Here is a 17,857-nt window from a genome sequence, read left to right as displayed (position 1 = left end):
ACGTGATGGCGAGGTTTTTCAGCGTAATGGGAAAAATGATCATTGCCCAGCCCTTCAAACAGGAACTTGCAATGACCTTCTCTAAACGATTTGTACTAACAGCTGTGATGGCAGGCTTGATCGGTGTAGCCCACGCCGAAGTGCCGCCAACCCTTCACGTGGTAGCCCAATCGGCAAATGCCGTATGGAATGCGGTGGCTGTGGACAGCGCCGGAAGCCTATACGTATCGGGCCCAAAATGGACTGGCTCAGCGGGGCCATCCGTATCGAAGCTAGACCCAGCAGGCCAGCCCCATCCCTTTCCAAATGAGCGCTGGAATAGCAATGACGCAACCATTCCGGCCGAACAGCGCTTCGTCAATGTCAATGCAATGCGTGTTGATGACAATAGCCGGCTGTGGATTGTCGATGCAGGCGTAACTGACTTCGGCGGTAAAGTCATTCCAGGTGGTGCAAAGGTCGTGGTCGTTGACCTAAAAAGCGGCGAAGTGATCAAGGTCATCCCATTCGACAGCAGCATCGCTCAAGAACATAGCTACATCGACGATATCCGCCTCAATGGCAAGCATGCCTACCTGACGGACGCTGGCGTTCCTGGCATCGTTGTCTTGGACTTCGAAACCAACAAAGCCCGGCGCGTCTTAACGACCAGTCCTGCTGTACGCGCACCCAAGAACCGCGACATTATCCTGAGCGGCAAAGTAGTCAGAGCGCCAGATGGGACAGCATTGAGGGTGCACTCCGATCCCCTTGAAGTATCCCCGGACGGAAAATGGCTCTACTTTGCACCGTTGGAAGGCCCTTGGCACAAGATTGAAACGCGCTGGCTGGATGACGCCAACCTGCCTGAGGCTGAGCTCATCAAACATGTCGAGTTCTGGCGAGACCTGCCGCCGGTCGGTGGAACAGTCATGGACAGCAAGGGCAATTTCTACTTCAGTGACCTGGCTGAGGATAGCGTCAAGCGAATCGCCACTGACGGCACCATTCAGACCATTGCACTGGACAGTCGCCTGCACTGGGTCGATGCACCGGCGTTCGACAACCAGGGCAGATTGTACTTGCCGGCAGCACAAGTTGATCGAGTAGGCTTGTTCAACAATGGCGCATCGAAGGTCGAGCGACCACTGAGCGTCTATCGTATAGACCCTAAGTAACCTCACTGCACCCGTTTCAGAGCCGATGCCTTGTGCATTGCGAGCTCTGAAACGGGTTTATCGAAAAGCCTCCGCCAACCTTTATGGTTTAGGTCCGGCGGGAGCGCGAAGCTAATGCAGAAACCACGACCCCCAAAACCACCAGGCCGAGCCCGGCAAGGAACATGGTGGAAACGGTCGCACCAAAAGCCAAGCAAGAGAACACTGTTCCAATCAGGGGTACCCCAAGGGTGAAATTTGACATGCCAAACGTCGAAATTCGCCGTCCGTACTCCGCAGAGATCACAAAGCACGCCGATGTCGCAATCGGACCAATGAAAAACAATTCCTCAGCCAGTTTCCTATCCAAGACAAGGGATGTCGGTGGGCCTTCGCTGACATATGCTGCAATCGCCAACGGTATGGTAGCCAAGAGCATCTGCCACGGGGCAAGCGCCAGAGGCGGGGTCACCCACCGATGACGTTTCACGTGAAGGATGACAATTGCCCAACTGACCGCTGCAAGAAGCAGGAATATTGCCCCCAACACTGTTTCCCCGTTTGTCCATTCGAGCTCTCCTGGGGAGCACACAGCCGCGATCCCTGACATCCCTATGACAAGCCCTGCAATCTGCAACCGAGAGGGCATTTCACTGAACATGACCCAGGCGACAACCACACACCACAGTGGCGTTGTGTATGCCAAGAGCACAGCGCGGCTAGTATCGACATGAACCATCGCCACCATACCCAGACCTGTGAAAGCCATCATCTGCAACAAACCCACGCTTGCGATGATTGGCATATCCCCTCTAACGGGAAGCTTGAGCTGTCCTCTCGCGACCAGATAAGCAACAAGACAAACCGCGGCACTGGCGAAACGAATGGTAGCCAGCCAGAGCGGAGGTACGTCATGCAATGCAAGCTTAGTAACCGGCCAGCTACTTCCCCACAGAAGCACCATGACACCAAGCCAAACGTAAGTTGAAGATATCCCGAAATTCTTGGAGCGAGTCTTAAACACTTGCTGGGTTGAAGCGCGCATGGTGCCACCTCGTTGCAATCTAGTTACGTAGCACCATGATATTTTTGAGCACGCGAAAAAACGTACCTATCTCTTCCTCAAAAGTAGAAATACCGGTACATTTCATTGGAAAGCTCTCATGCAGAGGAAAAATTCACCATGAGCCGCTCAAAGCTCGATGACGCTAGCCTGCGTATCCTTGATGCACTCCAAGAAAACGCGGAGTTAAGCAATGCCGAACTCGCTGAAATGGTAGGGCTTTCAACTTCGCCGTGCTGGCGACGTGTCTCAGAGATGAAGGTAAGTGGGGTCTTGCGAGGCGCCGTTACACTAGTTGATCCTGCAGCGCTCGGCCTTGCAATAAATGTATTCGTACACGTGTCGCTCAAACTCCAGGACAAGCAGTCTCTAGAAGTATTTACGAACGCGATCAGGGAGCGCCCAGAGGTGATGGAGTGCTATTTGATGAGCGGCGAGGCGGACTTTATGCTGAGGGTGGTAAGCGAAGACCTGACAAAGTATCAGACGCTACTGCTTGACTGTTTGACGACCATACCCGTTGTGGCAAGCATCAAATCGAGTTTCGCACTTAGCCAAGTTAAATATACGACTGCACTGCCCACGAATCACTTGAGAGGGCGCACTTCAGCGAGCAATAACTAACGTTCGTTCTATCTTTCGCTCCTCAACCGAGGAGTGAACTCTTCCTCCATTTCCTTGATCCATCGACTCAGCGTTGGGACGGCAATATTTAGGGAAAATGTGGCGCTAGTAAAATGACTGGCTTCAGCCACCGCCAAGAACACTTAAAAGTTCTGGCCTCCACTAACTTATGTCTCACCTGAGAACCTGAAAAGTCCGAAACCAAACTGAGACGCTACGTTAGCTTAGAGCTCATGGCAAACCGTTTCCAAGCCAGAAGTTTGGGTTTACAACAGTCTCCACCTGTACAGCAGAAGCAGCTGGAGCCAAGCGAAAAACCTGGACACTCGCTTTGCCGTCGATAGCCGCGCTTAAATTTTTAAACGCCTCACCGAGTGTATGTTGAGTCAGCGCATCATCATTTTGCCAAAGCTCAAGCATGGTCCAGTGGCCTTGAGTGTCCATGTTTTCAAAAAGACGATAATGAAGACACCCGTGCTCTGACTGCGTCGCTTCGACAGCTATTAGCAGAGCGCTGTGAACCTCAGCTACTGATGATGGATCTGCGGGGATATGCGCTACAACGGTAATCGTACTAGTCATGCCGAGCACCCAGTTTGTTGATACCTTAGCTTGATCACTTCCACTAGCACGTGAAACCCAAAGGGTAGCGAAACAGTTTCAACAAATTGACGAAAGTCCCTTTGTTGCTCCTGGATGTAGCCCGCGCGTTCAAGGGTAGGAGCAGCCTTACTCCTAACGTCTGCTCTGGCAAGCATCGCACTCCGGAAGGTCGGATCTATCGGCAAAACGGTGCGCTGAGCTACCTGAGATGATTGGACAAGAACCTGAGCCGAAAGCGAAAGAGCTCGTGCAGCTTCGCCAATAGCATGGTCATCAAGGGAGTCGAATAGATCCCGCCAACAAACGAGCGACACGCCGCTCATGCAAACAAATTGGAGATGATCATGAAAAAATTCATTGTTGCACTCGCCTTAATGACCCCGGCCGCTTTCGCGGTAGCACAAGGCAACAATCCGGACACAGACGCTCACCAGTACCGCTACGGTGACGTGATTGACGTGGATAAAGTAGTCTCGCAAGACGTTGTGGATCAGTCCGAAACTTCACAGGCGCTGGAAACGGTGAAGCTGGTGTACCGTGATCACGCGGGGGTAGAGCACGACCTTTACTACAAACGCGTCGCTGAAACTCACCAAGACAGCTGATATACGATTTGGTGATTGGCCCGTCGCAATGCGCCGGGCCCACCGCGAAGTCAATCCGCATCCTTAGCGAGCCTAGCCTCCAATTCACCCAGCTTTCGCTCTCGCCGATATTGTCCAGGGGTCTGCCCCAGCACATCCTTGAAGACTTTGCTGAATGACGCCTGCGTTTGGTAACCCACCTCCAAAGCGATATCACTCAAACCAGAGTCCGTCTTTGCCAACAGCAAGCATGCGATTTCCATCCTGATTCGAACCAGCAAGGTTCCCGGAGGACAACCTGCTATGCGCGTAAAGGCCCTAATAAAGCTGGCGCGCGACATGTTGGCCATTTCTGCCATGCGCTCAACGGTCCAGGCATCTGAGGGATCCTCTAACAACGCATGCCATACCTTGGATAGACGCCGGTCGGCCAGAAGACAGATGCTACTTTCAACAGGTGGGCTGGTATCCAGCCATGACCGCAGAACCATTGTGAACAGCGCGGTAGTCAGGGCATCAACTATAGACCGAGCTCCATGGTGGTTGACTTCGGCTTCGCTACGAATCAGTCCAGTGATTGCAGAGAGCGCAGAAGCGGACTGTGTTGAACTCAAGCTGACATGGATGTACTCAGGCAGCGCCTCGAAAAGTGATGAGCCTGGCTGGTAAATAAACCTCCCACATAGCAGATCCAAGGGCTCACCTTCGCCTTTTAACCGATGCAAGGGTAAAAGCCCCTCGCGAACGACCACCGGACGATTTGGCTGATCAACATCCGAATCACTTTGAAGCCAGTGGTCGGTGCCGTGTGGGAGCAACAGGATGTCGCCCGCGTTGAGTTCTATAAGGCTGTGGTCAGGCAAGCGTAATTGGCAGCGGCCTGAGAGGACGATGTGGTAACGCGCAGTACCGAGCTCATCCGGCTGATGGCCAATCGACCAACGCCCCGCAAAATGGCAACGCAGATCCATGCTGCCGCGCACATCAGCAAGCGTGATGAGTTTGTCTAACGTCGTCATGGTCATCTCTTCAGAAGGCTATCCGGGCGCAATTTAAACCAACCCAGGGGAAAGCGCAGTCGCCAAAGGCGATGAGTGAGACGATTGGCAAAAAGGCGGAGCGCATCCGGCAAAATCGCGAAGCGGAATCTTCTTAGGATGGACTCATCTTGAAACCACAAGGAATCACACCATGAGTCCCTTTCAACTGCTGGTCATTGCAAGCCGCCTGGATAAGCTTGGAATTCATCTCGTTCGCTTTGGCGTGGCCATTGTTTTCCTGTGGATTGGTGCGTTGAAATTCGTGCCCTACGAGGCTGACAGCATCACTCCATTTGTGGCAAACAGCCCATTCTTCTCGTTCCTCTATGCACACCCAGAGGCCTATCGGGAGCACTTCACGCATGAAGGCCAGCTCGACCTAGCGCAGCGTGCTTGGCAAGTTGCCAACCATACCTATGCCTTCTCAAATGGACTGGGCGTGGTCGAGATCAGCATAGGGTTTTTGGTATTGGCTTACCTTGTCTCACCGAAGCTGGGGCTCGCGGGAGCTGTGCTCGCTTTCCTCACACCCATCGTGACGCTGTCGTTCCTGATCACAACGCCTGAAGCGTGGGTAGCGAATCTAGGAGATGCTCAATTCGGCTTCCCGTACCTTTCTGGAGCTGGACGCTTGGTCTTGAAGGATGTGTTGATGCTGGCAGGTAGTGTGTTGATGATTGCTGACTCTGCTAAGCAGCTAATTAATGGCACCAGCCTGATCAATCTGGATAAGAAGAGAGTGAGTGGTTAGGTAGCCCTCCCGCCCCGAGCCAGCGCTACGCGCGGTCGAGAAAAAGGTATCCATGGGTCGATCGCGGTCAGTAGTGACCGGCTGCTTTCGACCCATAGCGGACGTAGTCGTACCTGACTATTTGCCGTTCGGCGAGCCACATTCACTCATGAAAGAGCAGACTCATTTGCCCTAGTGCTGCGGCGAATGCTACTGGCGTCGGGCTCTCCTGCCATTGCGCGATAGTCCCTGGCAGCACCAGCCATGACTGCTTGCGCCGTGTCCAGATATGCGTAACTGGCTCGAAAACGCATTGCTCCTCAAGCTCCTTGAGATACCCTCCCAGCGCCCGGTCGTTTCGATACCTTACGACGTCGAAGTCAACAGGGGTGCCTGACACGAGTAGCTCGGTAGCCACGCGCTGAAAGCTAACGTCGCCCCTGTGAAGCGCAGCCATCACAGTCCAAACCACGTTCATCCCTTTTCGTACTTGGCGCTTCCAGGTGTTGAAGCCCAGCACAGCAAAAATGACTAGCGCTAGAGAGGTGACGGCTTGTGCCGCGGTGGACCAGGCGCCCACCAGCCGCAATTATGTCCTTCATCTCGGCAGCGCTAATCGCGGCTGACGCCAATTGCTGCAGTGAGCAGCAAAAGCGTAGCGGCTAGGCACCAAAAGCCAAAGGCATAAGGATTTCTCATCCCGGATTCACTTTGGTATCGTTGAATCTAATAATGAAAAAAGCTCCACCAGTAAAAACTGCGCGGGGCTTTTTGCTGTCAGGCTGGTGTGACGGTCAGTTAGATCACTGAAAAAAGGACTTCGTAGGGCCCGAATTTACTGGTGCCGGAGACAGGAATCGAACCTGCGACCTTCGCGTTACGAGTGCGCTGCTCTACCGACTGAGCTACACCGGCGTGTCCGCAAAGCTACCACCGCCGCCATCCATACGCAAACCCCTGTTTCCCTTCACTTATTACCCTGCGCCCCACCCTGCCCCGCCGAACCTGCACAGCCGCTGGGCGCAAGATCCTCTTCGATGTCGGTGCTGCACGTCCACCCGGTCGCCGCGCGGGTCAGTGTCAGGCGCTTGCCCACCACGTTCGCAGGCGCATCCGCTAGGGTGCAGACGATGCTACCGGTGCCTGCGGCGGCATTGCCGCTGGCAACGATGGCGCAGTGGTTGGTCGTGGGTTGCCCGCCTAGCGCGGTAACGTCGGCGACGTCCTTGCCTTCGTTCAGGCGCAGGTCCATTGGGGTCTTGAGCGCGGAGATTTCCAGCAGGCCGGCCGCTGCTTTGGTGCGGGCCTGGTGGTTGGTGTACATGGGGATCGCGATGGTCGCGAGGATGCCGATGATCGCGACGACGATCATCAGTTCGATGAGGGTGATACCGCGTTGCCCTTTCATAACAGGTTCCTTGTCGATTCGGTCAGGCCTCGAGCCGCTGGGCGGGCCGGGGTCGGCTGGGGCGCAGTAGAGCCCAATGGACACCTTTTGTCACCCCTGCGTGGCTGGACGTCGTGTCCGCTCAACTACTCTAGTGAGCGTCTGGAATTTCTGCCCTGGGATGGGCGCGGCAAGCTGTTACGGGGCTTGTCGGGTGTGGCAAGGAGCTGGCGAATGAAGGATTCGACTCGGTTGTATGCGTGGCGAGGCGTAGATGCGCAGGGGGCGCGGGTCAGTGGGCAGATGCAGGGGCGTAGCCCGGCATTCGTGCAGGCGGGGTTGTTGCGCCAGGGAATCAAGGGCGCGCGGGTGTGGCCAGCGGGTGGGCGAGGTTGGAAGCTGCCGCTGCGGCGGGAGAAGGTGGATGCGCCGGGGTTTTCGCGTCAGTTGGCGACGCTGTTGAAAGCGGGGGTACCGCTGTTGCAGGCGTTCGAGGTGATGGGGCGCAGTGGTGCAGACGCTGGGATGGTGCGGTTGCTGGGGCGCTTGCAGCAGGATGTTTCTGCAGGGTTGGGGCTGGCGGATGCGCTGCAGCGGCACCCGTGTTGGTTCGATGCGTTGTACTGCAACCTGGTGCGGGTCGGGGAGCAGTCGGGGACGCTGGATCGGCAACTGGAGCAGTTGGCAGACCTGCTGGAACGGCGTCAGGCGCTGCGGCGCAGGGTGCGCAAGGCGATGCTGTATCCGCTGATTTTGCTGCTGACGGGGCTTGGGGTGTCGGCGTTGCTGTTGCTGGAGGTGGTGCCACGCTTCGAGGGGATGTTTGCGGGGGTGGGCAAGGAATTGCCGGTCTTTACACGGTGGGTTATCGAATTGTCTGACGCGCTGGGGCGGCATCTGCTCGGTGTGCTGGGGATATTCGGTGTGGCGGGGCTGGCGGTGCGCAAGCTGTATCGGGAGCACTTGCCGGGGCGCTTGTGGATGATTCGCCAGGCGCTGCGGGTGCCGGTGTTCGGGCGCTTGTTGAGCCATGCGGCGTTGGCGCGCTTCGCACGCAGCCTTGGGACAGCCTATGGTTCGGGGGTGGCGTTGCTCGATGCGCTGGAAACCGTGGCGGCGGCGAGCGGCGATGCCTTGCACGAGCGGGCGATCCGCCAGTTGCGTCAGGGCATGGCCAATGGCTTGGGACTGCATCAGGCGATGGCGCTGGAGCCGTTGTTCGCGCCACTGCTGGTGCAGTTGACGGCGATCGGTGAGTCGAGCGGCACGCTGGAAGCGATGCTGAACAAGGCGGCCTGTCATTACGAGGAACAGGTCGGGCAGGCGCTGGAGCAGTTGACCAGCCTGCTGGAGCCAGCCATCGTGCTGGTCCTCGGTGTTGTGGTGGGTGGCCTGGTGGTGGCCATGTACTTGCCGATCTTCCAGTTGGGTAGCCTGATCTGACATGAATCTGTGGACTTTTCTTGCCGACCAGCCAGGGTTCTTCCTGGTGAGTGCAGCCGTGCTCGGGCTGCTGGTGGGCAGCTTTCTGAATGTGCTGGTGCATCGGTTGCCGCTGATGCTCGAACGCCAGTGGCAGAACGAGGCGCGTGAGGTGCTGGGGATGCCGGTGGAGGCGCATGAGCGTTTCGACCTGTACCTGCCGGCCTCGCACTGTCCGGGCTGCGGGCATCGGATTCGGGCGTGGGAAAACATTCCGGTGGTGAGTTACCTGGCCCTGCGTGGGCGCTGCTCGGCGTGCAAGGGGCGGATCAGCCTGCGTTATCCGCTGGTGGAGCTGGCCTGCGCGGGGCTGTCGCTGGTGGTGGCCTGGCATTTCGGGGTGAGCGTGCAGGCGCTGTTCGCGATGGTGCTGACGTGGTGCCTGCTGGCCCTGAGCCTGATCGATGCGGAGCATCAATTGCTGCCGGATGTGCTGGTGCTGCCGACGTTGTGGCTGGGGCTGGTGGTCAATGCCTTCGGGGTATTCGTGCCGTTGGCCGATGCGCTGTGGGGTGCGGTGGTCGGTTACCTGAGCCTGTGGTCGGTGTATTGGCTGTTTCGGTTGGTCACCGGCAAGGAGGGCCTGGGCTATGGCGACTTCAAGCTGCTGGCGCTGCTGGGCGCATGGGGCGGCTGGCAGGTGCTGCCGCTGACGCTGTTGCTGTCGTCGGTGGTGGGGGCGGTGATCGGGCTGTGCCTGCTGCGGCTGCGCAAGGCTTCGCTGGGGACGACGATGCCTTTTGGGCCCTATCTGGCAATTGCGGGCTGGATCGCATGGCTCTGGGGTGATGAAATATACGCTTCCTACATGCAACTGCTCGGATACTGATGACCACTGCTGCATTTACCCCCTGGATTCTCGGACTGACCGGCGGCATCGGCAGCGGCAAGAGCGCTGCCGCCGAGCGTTTCGTCGAGCTTGGCGTGCACCTGGTGGATGCCGACCAGGCGGCGCGCTGGGTGGTCGAGCCGGGTCGGCCGGCGCTGGCGAGCATCGTCGAGCGCTTTGGTGCGGGCGTGCTGCTGGATGACGGCACCCTTGATCGCTCGGCCCTGCGCCAGCAGATCTTTGCCGACCCTGCGCAGCGGCGCTGGCTCGAGCAACTGCTGCACCCGCTGATCGGGCAGGAGATCTTCAGCTACCTGGCCAAGGCCGAGTCGCCCTATGCGGTGTATGTGTCGCCGCTGCTGATCGAGTCGGGGCAGTACCAGAAGACCCAGCGCATCCTGGTGATCGATGTGCCGCAAGCGCTGCAGATCGCGCGCACGCTGCAGCGTGACAACACCAGCGAGGAGCAGGTGCAGGCGATTCTCAAGGCGCAGTTGGCGCGGGAAGAGCGCCTGCGCCATGCCGACGATGTGGTGGTCAATGACCGCGACCTGCCGTGGCTGCATGAGCAGATCGACCAGTTGCATGCCTTTTACCTGACTTTGCGAGGAGGCCAGCCTTGAGCCAGCCAATGACCGTCGATTGCCCGACCTGTGGCGCACCTGTGGAATGGAGCGAGAAGAGCCCGAACCGGCCGTTCTGCTCCGATCGCTGCAAGCTGATCGACCTGGGGGCCTGGGCGGCCGAGGAGCACAAGATTCCAGCGGCGCCGGAGTCGGAGGATGAGCTGTATTCGGGGGATCTTGAGCCTCGGCATTGATTTGATGAGGGGGTGGGGATGGCACCGGCTTTGCCGGTGATCGCGGGACAAGTCGGAGCGCCGAACCGCCGCCCCCACAGGGATTGGGCTGGTCTTTATTTTGAGCAAGCCAGTTGCTCCCACAGATCATTTCCACAGGGATTTTTAGAAAGGGTTCCACTGGGGTTTTAGAGGCGATTCAGTCCTTCCCCTCGCCCTCTTCATCCTTCCACGGGGCCTGCAGATAGCGGGTGCGGTTGAAGGTTTCCAGCCACTCGGGGCAGAACACCACCAGGGCGCTGATCACGGTGCCGTTGATGAAGGCCTCGGGGAATATCATCAGCCACAGGTAGCCGACGAAATCGCTGAGCCACTCGGGCATGGCGAACAGCCCGTCCAGCCATAGCACACCCAACGCGGCCATCAGGCACAGCAGGGTCGCCAGGGCGGCCGCGAAGAATCCCGAACAGAAGATATAGACGAACAGGTTACGCGGCTGGGCGCGTTCGACCAGGATCGCGCACATCTCGGTGACCAGCACCGGCAAGCCGATGATCAACAGGCCGTTGACGCCCAGCGCTGCCAGGTCCTGGCGGCCGAGGGCGAGCAGGCCGAGCTGGGCAAGAAAACCGCCGAGTATGGCCAGCGGCCAGTCCAGCAGGAGGGTCACGGCGGTCATGCCGATGAAGTGGTAGGACACGCCGGTGTCGAAATCGCGCCGCACCAGCCACAGCGCGAACAGGCCGAATACGGTGCCGAACAGCAGGTGCTGGCGGCGCGGGTCGCTGAACAGCTCGACCCAACGGGTGCGGCTGGCCGCCCAGATCAACAGGGGAACATAGGCCAGCCAGCCAAGCGTGAGACTGGTGGAGGACAGGACCTGTGCGCTGATCACCGCGACCTCGCGTGCATGCCGGATGCTTTCGAGTCTACACCCATTCCCTGATGACGATTCCCACGAACAAACAAGCCCTTATCCTTCACAATTGCAGGCTAAGCTTGTTCCCATGGATGACTCAGACTACCTGCGCCTGCTTACCATCCAGGCCGAACAAGCCAACGCGTTCCTGTCCAATGCCCGCAAATGGGAGCGTGAGCGTTGGGTCTGCCAGCGCCTGCTGCAAGGGTTGAACATTCCCTACCGCAGCGAGGACTTCACCCCGGCCGGCCAGGAGCCGCCTGACGTGCTGTTTCGCGATGCGGCGTTCGAGGTGTTCTTCGTCCTCGACGAAGGGCGTCGGCTCAACGACGAATGGCGCGAGGAGCTGCAGCGTCGGCGCAGTGCCTTCTCCCTGGCCCAACTGGTGCGCCGCGAGGCGCGCCCCCGGCGAATCAGCGCACAGGAGCTGCTCGCGCGCCTGGCCCCGACCCTGCGCAAGAAGGCGCACAACTATCGCGAGCGCGGGCTGGACTTGGGCGAGCTGGACATCATCGCCTTCGCCAGCCTCAAGCGCGAGGTGCTCGACCTCAACAGCCATTTCCCACCGCCCACCGAATACCTGCGCCAGGGCTGGCGCTCGTTGTCGCTGGTAGGGCCGACCTTCGCCCGGGTGCTGTTCGCCCACCCAGACGCGCCGGATTTCCTGCGCGGCAACCTGGGGCGCAGTATTCTGTTCGATGTCGGTATCAGTCTTTGATCGCGTGCCGGGTGTCTTTGCGATGGCGTACACTCGGCGGCGGAGATGAAAGGTATTATCATTTGTTTCACGTGCTTGCGATAACGCTGCAGGAAAGGTTGTAGCGTTCTCGTCATCCCAAGCGTCTACCCACGAGGCCCACCATGACCAGCCGCCTGAATCCGGAAGATCAGCGTCGCGTCGATGAGTATCTGCGAGCCCCCCAGCATCAAGTCGAGCGCAAGCCTTTCAGGCCCTGGCTGCTCCTTGCCCTGGTGGTGATCGTGACCATTGGTCTGGGCCTGTTGAGCCGCTTGCTGAGTGGACTGGTGCTATGAGCTGCCTTGCGCTCGCCCTCCTCTCTTGCACGCAGCGGCCGGACCTTGTGTCCAGGAATTCCGTAAAACTTGTGAGATATCCCCATGACTCATCGCATCGTGATTGTCGGCGGCGGCGCCGGCGGCGTGGAACTGGCGACCCGCCTGGGTAAGAGCCTCGGCAAGCGCAAGCGCGCCGAGATCACTCTGGTCGACGCCAACCTGACGCACATCTGGAAACCGCTGCTGCACGAAGTGGCTGCCGGTTCGCTGAACTCCTCGGAAGACGAGCTGAACTACGTGGCCCAGGCCAAGTGGAACCACTTCAACTTCCAGCTGGGGCGCATGAGCGGCCTGGACCGTGAAGGCAAGCAGATCCAGCTGGCCGCGACCCTCGACGAAGAAGGCCGCGAGCTGCTGCCGGCGCGCACCCTGGGCTACGACACGCTGGTGATCGCCGTAGGCAGCAACACCAACGACTTCGGCACCCTGGGCGCGGCGCAGCACTGCCTGTTCCTCGACAGCCGCAAGCAGGCCGAGCGCTTCCACCAGCAACTGCTCAACCACTACCTGCGCGCCCACGCGGGCGATCAGGCCAGCGAGCAGATCAGCGTGGCCATCGTCGGCGCCGGTGCGACCGGTGTGGAACTGGCGGCGGAGCTGCACAACGCAGCCCACGAGCTGGCGGCCTACGGCCTGGACCGCATCCAGCCCAAGGACATGCACATCACCCTGATCGAGGCTGGCCCGCGCGTGCTGCCAGCGCTGCCGGAGCGCATCAGCGTGCCGGTGCACAAGACCCTGGAGAAACTCGGGGTGACGGTGATGACCAACGCTGCGGTCAGCGAAGTGACCGAGGAAGGCCTGAAAACCGCGACCGGCGAAGTGATCCAGGCGAGCCTGAAGGTGTGGGCGGCAGGTATTCGTGCGCCAGGCTTCCTCAAGGATATCGACGGCCTGGAGACCAACCGGATCAACCAGCTGGTGGTGCGTCCTACGCTGCAGACCACGCGGGATGACGACATCTTCGCCTTCGGCGACTGCGCCGCCTGCCCGCAACCAGGCAGCGACCGCAATGTGCCGCCACGGGCGCAGGCGGCGCACCAGCAGGCTTCGATGCTGGCCAAGAGCCTGAAGGCGCGGCTGGAGAACAAGCCATTGCCGACCTACGCGTACAAGGACTACGGCTCGCTGGTGTCGCTGTCGCGGTTCTCGGCGGTAGGCAACTTGATGGGCAACCTGACCGGCAGCGTGATGCTGGAGGGTTGGCTGGCGCGGATGTTCTATGTGTCACTGTACCGCATGCACCAGATGGCGCTGTATGGGGTGTTCCGCACGGCGATGTTGATGATCGGCAGCAAGATCGGCCGCGGCACCGAGCCGCGCCTGAAGCTGCACTGATCAGCTGAGATCACGAGGGCCGCTTTGCGGCCCTTTTTGCGAGCACGTCGCCGCGCAGGTGCCGCAAGCTCTGGCGTGATCGGCAGGGCAGAGGCCAGGCAGGGTCAGTTGCATGGCCGCTCAAGGTGCGCGAGCAGACGCGAGACGGTGTCGGCCAGTGGCCCGGAGTTGTCGAGCACCAGCAAGCCGGGGTCGGCCTCGCGCGCTTCGCTGGCAAAGCGGGCATTACGCGCCAGGCGCGCCTCCACTTCCTCCTGCGACTCACGTCCCCGCGCCAGCAGGCGCTGGCGCAGGATGTCCTGTTCGACACTGAGCAGTACCACCTGCAAATTCGGATAACGCTGCCGCGCCGTGTTCAGGTAGCCACGCGAGCCGTTCACCAGCACGTCGTGCCCTTCCCCCAGCCACTGGTCGATGCCCCGTGGAATGCCGTAATGCAGGCCATTGGCCTGCCAGTGCAGGGCAAAGGCGCCGTCCCCGCGCATCTGCTCGAACTGTGCGGCGCTCACCGCCAGGGCGGCTTCGCCCATCGCTTCGGCAGACCGGGTGATGACCCGCCGGGCAATGCGATAGCCACGCGCTGTCAGTTGTTCGCGGGCGGCGTCCAGCAGGCTGTCCTTGCCGGATCCGGACGGCCCGATCAGGTAAATCAACCTGCCTGCCATCAGTACACCCTCTTCGCTTCTCGCCATACCTGCCGCACCGACGCGGATATCGCCACGGTCATGCAACCCTCACAGCACTGACCCTTTGGCACAATACGGGGCAAACCGATGCCGCTTTGCTCGGCTGTGCCGAGAATGAACACGGCAGCAGGCTGGTCGAATGATAATCGCTGGGAGGATATCCAGCAGCCCCTAGCGCGCCAAGTCGGCCGCTGCCACAGAGATTGTGGCTGGCCTTCAGATTTTGAACAGGACAGTTGCTACCCAGGAAAACAGCCGCGAGTTACGAAATGATTTTCTTGAGACAAAAGAAAAAGGGCATCTCATTCGAGATGCCCTTTTTACATGGTGGGTCGTGTAGGATTCGAACCTACGACCAATTGGTTAAAAGCCAACTGCTCTACCAACTGAGCTAACGACCCGGAAAATGGTCGGGGTGAGGGGATTCGAACTCCTGACATCCTGCTCCCAAAGCAGGCGCGCTACCGGACTGCGCTACACCCCGAAATTGGCTCCGCGACCTGGACTCGAACCAGGGACCCAATGATTAACAGTCATTTGCTCTACCGACTGAGCTATCGCGGAACTGAACTTCGTACAACTCTTACAGCTTCGAAGCTTGTGTTAGCTTCAATCTCTTTAGCGTTGTCGCTGCTGAGGTCGGCTATTCTACATTCTTCGTTTTGCTTGTCAACCACTTTTTTTTACCCAACTTACTGATTTGTAAGTTGTTTTCAGATCATCTTTACCGCCGGTGATCTGCGTAGTGCCTGACAGCGGGGCGAATATTAGGGGCACTCGTTTTTTTGTGCAAGCATTTTTTTCAAAATTTTCAGCGAGTTAGATCCAGCGCCGAAAAATCAGGGGTTTGCGGGGTTGCGCAGGTGCCATCGCGGGGCAAGCCCGCGATGGCAACACCGTCAGGCGAAGACGATCTCGTCGCCCTCCACCTTCGCCGTGATCGCGGCACCCGGCACGAACTGGCCACCGAGGATCAGCTGCGCCAGCGGGTTTTCGATCCAGCGCTGGATCGCACGCTTGAGCGGCCGTGCGCCGTACACAGGGTCGTAGCCAACGGCAATCAGCTTGTCGAGGGCCTCCGGGCTCAGGCTCAGCGACAGCTCGCGCTCGGCCAGACGACCGCGCAGGCGGCCCAGCTGGATCTCGGTGATACCGGCGATCTGTTCGCGGCCCAGCGGTTCGAACACCACCACTTCGTCGATCCGGTTGATGAACTCCGGACGGAAGTGCGAACCCACCGCATCCATCACCGCCGCACGTTGCGCCTCACGGTCGCCGACCAGTTCCTGAATCTGCGCCGAACCCAGGTTGGAGGTCATGACGATGACCGTGTTGCGGAAATCAACGGTACGCCCGTGGCTGTCGGTCAGGCGGCCATCCTCCAGTACCTGCAGGAGCACGTTGAACACATCCGGGTGCGCCTTTTCCACCTCGTCGAGCAACACCACCGAGTAGGGCTTGCGACGCACCGCTTCGGTCAGGTAGCCGCCCTCCTCGTAACCCACATAGCCTGGCGGTGCACCGATCAGGCGAGCGACAGAGTGCTTCTCCATGAACTCGGACATATCGATGCGCACCATGGCCTCCTCGGTGTCGAAGAGGAATTCGGCGAGCGCCTTGCACAGCTCGGTCTTGCCCACGCCGGTCGGGCCGAGGAACAGGAACGAGCCGCTCGGGCGATTCGGGTCGGACAACCCGGCACGCGACCGGCGCACGGCGTTGGCCACGGCAGTGACCGCCTCGTCCTGACCGATCACCCGCTCGTGCAGCAGGCCTTCCATCTTCAGCAGCTTCTCGCGCTCGCCTTCGAGCATCTTCGACACCGGGATGCCGGTCCACTTGGAGACGACCTCGGCGATCTCTTCCTCGGTGACCTTGTTGCGCAGCAACTGGTTCTCGGTCTTGCCGTGCTGATCGACCATCTGCAGGCTGCGCTCCAGGTCGGGGATCACCCCGTACTGCAACTCGGCCATGCGACTCAGGTCGCCTTTGCGGCGGGCGGCCTCGAGTTCCTGGCGAGCCTGTTCGATCTTTTGCTGGATCTGCGCCGAACCCTGTACCTCGGCTTTTTCCGATGCCCAGATTTCCTCGAGATCGGAATACTCGCGCTCAAGGCGCTCGATTTCCTCGGTGAGTTTTTCCAGGCGCTTCTTCGCCGCTTCGTCCTCTTCCTTCTTCAGGGCCTGGGACTCCACCTTCAGTTGGATCAGGCGACGGTCAAGACGGTCGAGCACCTCTGGCTTGGAGTCGATTTCCATGCGGATGCGGCTGGCGGCTTCGTCGATCAGGTCGATGGCCTTGTCCGGCAACTGGCGGTCGGTGATGTAGCGGTGGCTGAGCTTGGCCGCAGCGATGATCGCACCGTCGGTGATGGCCACCTTGTGGTGCACTTCATAACGCTCTTTCAGGCCGCGAAGGATGGCAATGGTGTCTTCCTCGCTCGGCTCCTCGACCAGCACCTTCTGGAAACGCCGCTCGAGCGCTGCGTCCTTCTCGATGAACTGGCGGTACTCGTTGAGCGTGGTGGCGCCAACGCAGTGCAGCTCGCCACGGGCCAGGGCCGGCTTGAGCATGTTGCCGGCGTCCATCGCGCCCTCGCCCTTGCCGGCGCCGACCATGGTGTGCAGCTCGTCGATGAACAGGATGATCTGGCCTTCCTGCTTGGACAGCTCGTTGAGCAGGCCTTTGAGGCGCTCTTCGAACTCGCCGCGATACTTGGCGCCAGCGATCAGCGCACCCATGTCCAGGGCGAGCAGGCGCTTGCCCTTGAGGCCATCGGGCACTTCACCATTGATGATGCGCTGGGCCAGGCCTTCGGCGATAGCGGTCTTGCCGACGCCGGGCTCGCCGATCAGCACGGGGTTGTTCTTGGTGCGGCGCTGCAATACCTGCACGGTGCGGCGAATTTCGTCGTCACGGCCGATCACCGGATCGAGCTTGCCTTCTTCGGCACGCTTGGTCAGGTCGACGGTGTACTTGTCCAGCGCCTGGCGCGATTCCTCGGCGTTGGCATCATTGACCGCCTCGCCGCCGCGCAGGTTGTTGATGGCGTTTTCCAGAGCCTTCTTGCTCACGCCCTGGCCAAGCAGCAGCTTGCCAACCTTGCTGTTCTCGTCCATGGCGGCGAGCAGCACCAGCTCGCTGGAAATGAACTGGTCGCCCTTCTGCTGGGCCAGGCGGTCAGCCTGGTTGAGCAGGCGCGCCAGGTCCTGGGACATGTTCACGTCGCCCGTGGGGTTCTGGATTTTCGGCAGCTGGTCGAGCTCTTTGGTCAGCGCCTTGCGCAGGCTGCTGATGTCGAAGCCTACCTGCATCAGCAGGGGCTTGATCGAACCGCCCTGCTGCTCGATCAGAGCCTGCAGCAGATGCACAGGTTCGATGGCCGGGTGGTCCATGCCAACGGCCAGGGATTGGGAATCGGATAATGCCAGTTGCAGCTTGCTTGTCAGTCGGTCTATTCGCATGGGGATACCTTCCTTTAAAGGGCAGGCGGAGCGATGGACAGCACCTGTAATGAAGAACCTGCCTGAGATGACCAATAGATAAGGCTGATTCTGGAA

At 59.6% G+C, this 17,857-nt stretch carries 19 protein-coding genes and 4 tRNA genes; 11 read left to right on the top strand and 12 right to left on the bottom strand.

Annotation, left to right across the window (positions count from 1 at the left end; genetic code table 11):
* Window positions 1–26: 26 nt before the first annotated feature.
* Window positions 27–1,157 (top strand): L-dopachrome tautomerase-related protein, encoded by a 1,131-nt coding sequence (locus IAE40_RS03845; RefSeq protein ID WP_200602702.1) that lies wholly within the window; start codon window positions 27–29, stop codon window positions 1,155–1,157.
* 88 nt (window positions 1,158–1,245) lie between these two features.
* Here the strand turns inward: IAE40_RS03845 and IAE40_RS03840 are convergent, their stop codons facing one another.
* The gene (locus IAE40_RS03840) at window positions 1,246–2,181 is read right to left on the bottom strand and encodes a DMT family transporter (RefSeq protein ID WP_200602701.1); all 936 of its coding nucleotides are present in this window, start codon (window positions 2,179–2,181) and stop codon (window positions 1,246–1,248) included.
* Window positions 2,182–2,319: 138 nt separating this feature from the next.
* Here IAE40_RS03840 and IAE40_RS03835 point away from each other — a divergent pair, with 138 nt between their 5' ends.
* Entirely contained in the window at window positions 2,320–2,823 is a 504-nt protein-coding gene (locus IAE40_RS03835) for an Lrp/AsnC family transcriptional regulator (protein ID WP_200602700.1), read from the top strand.
* A gap of 8 nt (window positions 2,824–2,831) precedes the next feature.
* Here IAE40_RS03835 and IAE40_RS25980 read toward each other — a convergent pair whose 3' ends face one another.
* Both IAE40_RS25980 and IAE40_RS03825 read right to left on the bottom strand, forming a co-directional pair.
* Window positions 2,832–2,954 carry a hypothetical protein gene (locus tag IAE40_RS25980; RefSeq protein ID WP_196759878.1) on the bottom strand — a complete coding sequence of 41 codons (123 nt, stop codon included), beginning with the start codon at window positions 2,952–2,954 and terminating at the stop codon, window positions 2,832–2,834.
* Window positions 2,955–3,054: 100 nt separating this feature from the next.
* Entirely contained in the window at window positions 3,055–3,405 is a 351-nt protein-coding gene (locus IAE40_RS03825; RefSeq protein WP_200602699.1) for a putative quinol monooxygenase, read from the bottom strand.
* A 365-nt stretch (window positions 3,406–3,770) separates the two neighbouring features.
* On the opposite strand from IAE40_RS03825, the gene IAE40_RS03820 reads away from it, so the two are divergent.
* Complete coding sequence (locus IAE40_RS03820; RefSeq protein ID WP_200602698.1) at window positions 3,771–4,031, top strand: DUF2790 domain-containing protein; 261 nt, start codon at window positions 3,771–3,773, stop codon at window positions 4,029–4,031.
* 50 nt (window positions 4,032–4,081) lie between these two features.
* Here IAE40_RS03820 and IAE40_RS03815 read toward each other — a convergent pair whose 3' ends face one another.
* Window positions 4,082–5,029: an AraC family transcriptional regulator gene (locus tag IAE40_RS03815; RefSeq protein ID WP_200602697.1), complete on the bottom strand. Its 948-nt coding sequence runs from the start codon at window positions 5,027–5,029 to the stop codon at window positions 4,082–4,084.
* 172 nt (window positions 5,030–5,201) lie between these two features.
* On the opposite strand from IAE40_RS03815, the gene rclC reads away from it, so the two are divergent.
* The gene (gene rclC / locus IAE40_RS03810; RefSeq protein WP_112897383.1) at window positions 5,202–5,801 is read left to right on the top strand and encodes a reactive chlorine resistance membrane protein RclC; all 600 of its coding nucleotides are present in this window, start codon (window positions 5,202–5,204) and stop codon (window positions 5,799–5,801) included.
* 818 nt (window positions 5,802–6,619) lie between these two features.
* On the opposite strand, the gene IAE40_RS03805 is transcribed toward rclC, so the two are convergent.
* Window positions 6,620–6,695 (bottom strand) — tRNA-Thr (locus tag IAE40_RS03805).
* A gap of 52 nt (window positions 6,696–6,747) precedes the next feature.
* A complete protein-coding gene (locus tag IAE40_RS03800) occupies window positions 6,748–7,188 on the bottom strand; it encodes a pilin (protein WP_200602696.1) in 441 nt (146 codons plus the stop codon).
* Window positions 7,189–7,401: 213 nt separating this feature from the next.
* Here IAE40_RS03800 and IAE40_RS03795 point away from each other — a divergent pair, with 213 nt between their 5' ends.
* The 4 genes from IAE40_RS03795 to yacG are packed head-to-tail and all read left to right on the top strand — an operon-like array spanning window position 7,402 to window position 10,298.
* The gene (locus IAE40_RS03795) at window positions 7,402–8,610 is read left to right on the top strand and encodes a type II secretion system F family protein (protein ID WP_200602695.1); all 1,209 of its coding nucleotides are present in this window, start codon (window positions 7,402–7,404) and stop codon (window positions 8,608–8,610) included.
* A 1-nt stretch (window position 8,611) separates the two neighbouring features.
* On the top strand, window positions 8,612–9,478 hold the full coding sequence (locus IAE40_RS03790) for a prepilin peptidase (RefSeq protein ID WP_200602694.1): 867 nt from the start codon (window positions 8,612–8,614) through the stop codon (window positions 9,476–9,478).
* A complete protein-coding gene (gene coaE / locus IAE40_RS03785) occupies window positions 9,478–10,101 on the top strand; it encodes a dephospho-CoA kinase (protein ID WP_054895241.1) in 624 nt (207 codons plus the stop codon). The genes IAE40_RS03790 and coaE overlap by 1 nt, the downstream gene beginning before the upstream one ends.
* A complete protein-coding gene (gene yacG, locus IAE40_RS03780; protein WP_054895240.1) occupies window positions 10,098–10,298 on the top strand; it encodes a DNA gyrase inhibitor YacG in 201 nt (66 codons plus the stop codon). Before coaE ends, yacG begins: the two co-directional genes overlap by 4 nt.
* A 178-nt stretch (window positions 10,299–10,476) precedes the next feature.
* Here yacG and IAE40_RS03775 read toward each other — a convergent pair whose 3' ends face one another.
* On the bottom strand, window positions 10,477–11,172 hold the full coding sequence (locus IAE40_RS03775; RefSeq protein WP_200602693.1) for an energy-coupling factor ABC transporter permease: 696 nt from the start codon (window positions 11,170–11,172) through the stop codon (window positions 10,477–10,479).
* Window positions 11,173–11,284: 112 nt separating this feature from the next.
* Here IAE40_RS03775 and IAE40_RS03770 point away from each other — a divergent pair, with 112 nt between their 5' ends.
* The 3 genes from IAE40_RS03770 (at window position 11,285) to IAE40_RS03760 (ending at window position 13,611) form a co-directional block, all read left to right on the top strand.
* Window positions 11,285–11,914, top strand: a complete 630-nt coding sequence (locus IAE40_RS03770; RefSeq protein ID WP_054895238.1) for a DUF1780 domain-containing protein — start codon at window positions 11,285–11,287, stop codon at window positions 11,912–11,914.
* A gap of 143 nt (window positions 11,915–12,057) precedes the next feature.
* Window positions 12,058–12,231, top strand: a complete 174-nt coding sequence (locus IAE40_RS03765; protein ID WP_054895237.1) for a DUF3094 family protein — start codon at window positions 12,058–12,060, stop codon at window positions 12,229–12,231.
* Window positions 12,232–12,315: 84 nt separating this feature from the next.
* Entirely contained in the window at window positions 12,316–13,611 is a 1,296-nt protein-coding gene (locus IAE40_RS03760; protein ID WP_054895236.1) for an NAD(P)/FAD-dependent oxidoreductase, read from the top strand.
* Between the two features lie 104 nt (window positions 13,612–13,715).
* On the opposite strand, the gene phnN is transcribed toward IAE40_RS03760, so the two are convergent.
* From phnN to clpB, 5 genes are all read right to left on the bottom strand, one after another.
* A complete protein-coding gene (gene phnN / locus IAE40_RS03755) occupies window positions 13,716–14,276 on the bottom strand; it encodes a phosphonate metabolism protein/1,5-bisphosphokinase (PRPP-forming) PhnN (protein ID WP_200602692.1) in 561 nt (186 codons plus the stop codon).
* Window positions 14,277–14,622: 346 nt separating this feature from the next.
* Window positions 14,623–14,698 (bottom strand) — tRNA-Lys (locus IAE40_RS03750).
* Window positions 14,699–14,704: 6 nt separating this feature from the next.
* A tRNA-Pro gene (locus IAE40_RS03745) sits at window positions 14,705–14,781 on the bottom strand.
* A 4-nt stretch (window positions 14,782–14,785) separates the two neighbouring features.
* A tRNA-Asn gene (locus IAE40_RS03740) sits at window positions 14,786–14,861 on the bottom strand.
* A gap of 335 nt (window positions 14,862–15,196) precedes the next feature.
* Window positions 15,197–17,761: an ATP-dependent chaperone ClpB gene (gene clpB, locus IAE40_RS03735; RefSeq protein WP_054895234.1), complete on the bottom strand. Its 2,565-nt coding sequence runs from the start codon at window positions 17,759–17,761 to the stop codon at window positions 15,197–15,199.
* Between the last annotated feature and the right edge of the window lie 96 nt (window positions 17,762–17,857).

This window comes from Pseudomonas sp. S44 (genome assembly GCF_016624805.1).
Lineage (GTDB): Bacteria > Pseudomonadota > Gammaproteobacteria > Pseudomonadales > Pseudomonadaceae > Aquipseudomonas > Aquipseudomonas machongensis.
Note: the sequence above shows the minus strand (reverse complement) of the source record. Positions and strands in the feature narration are given on the sequence as shown.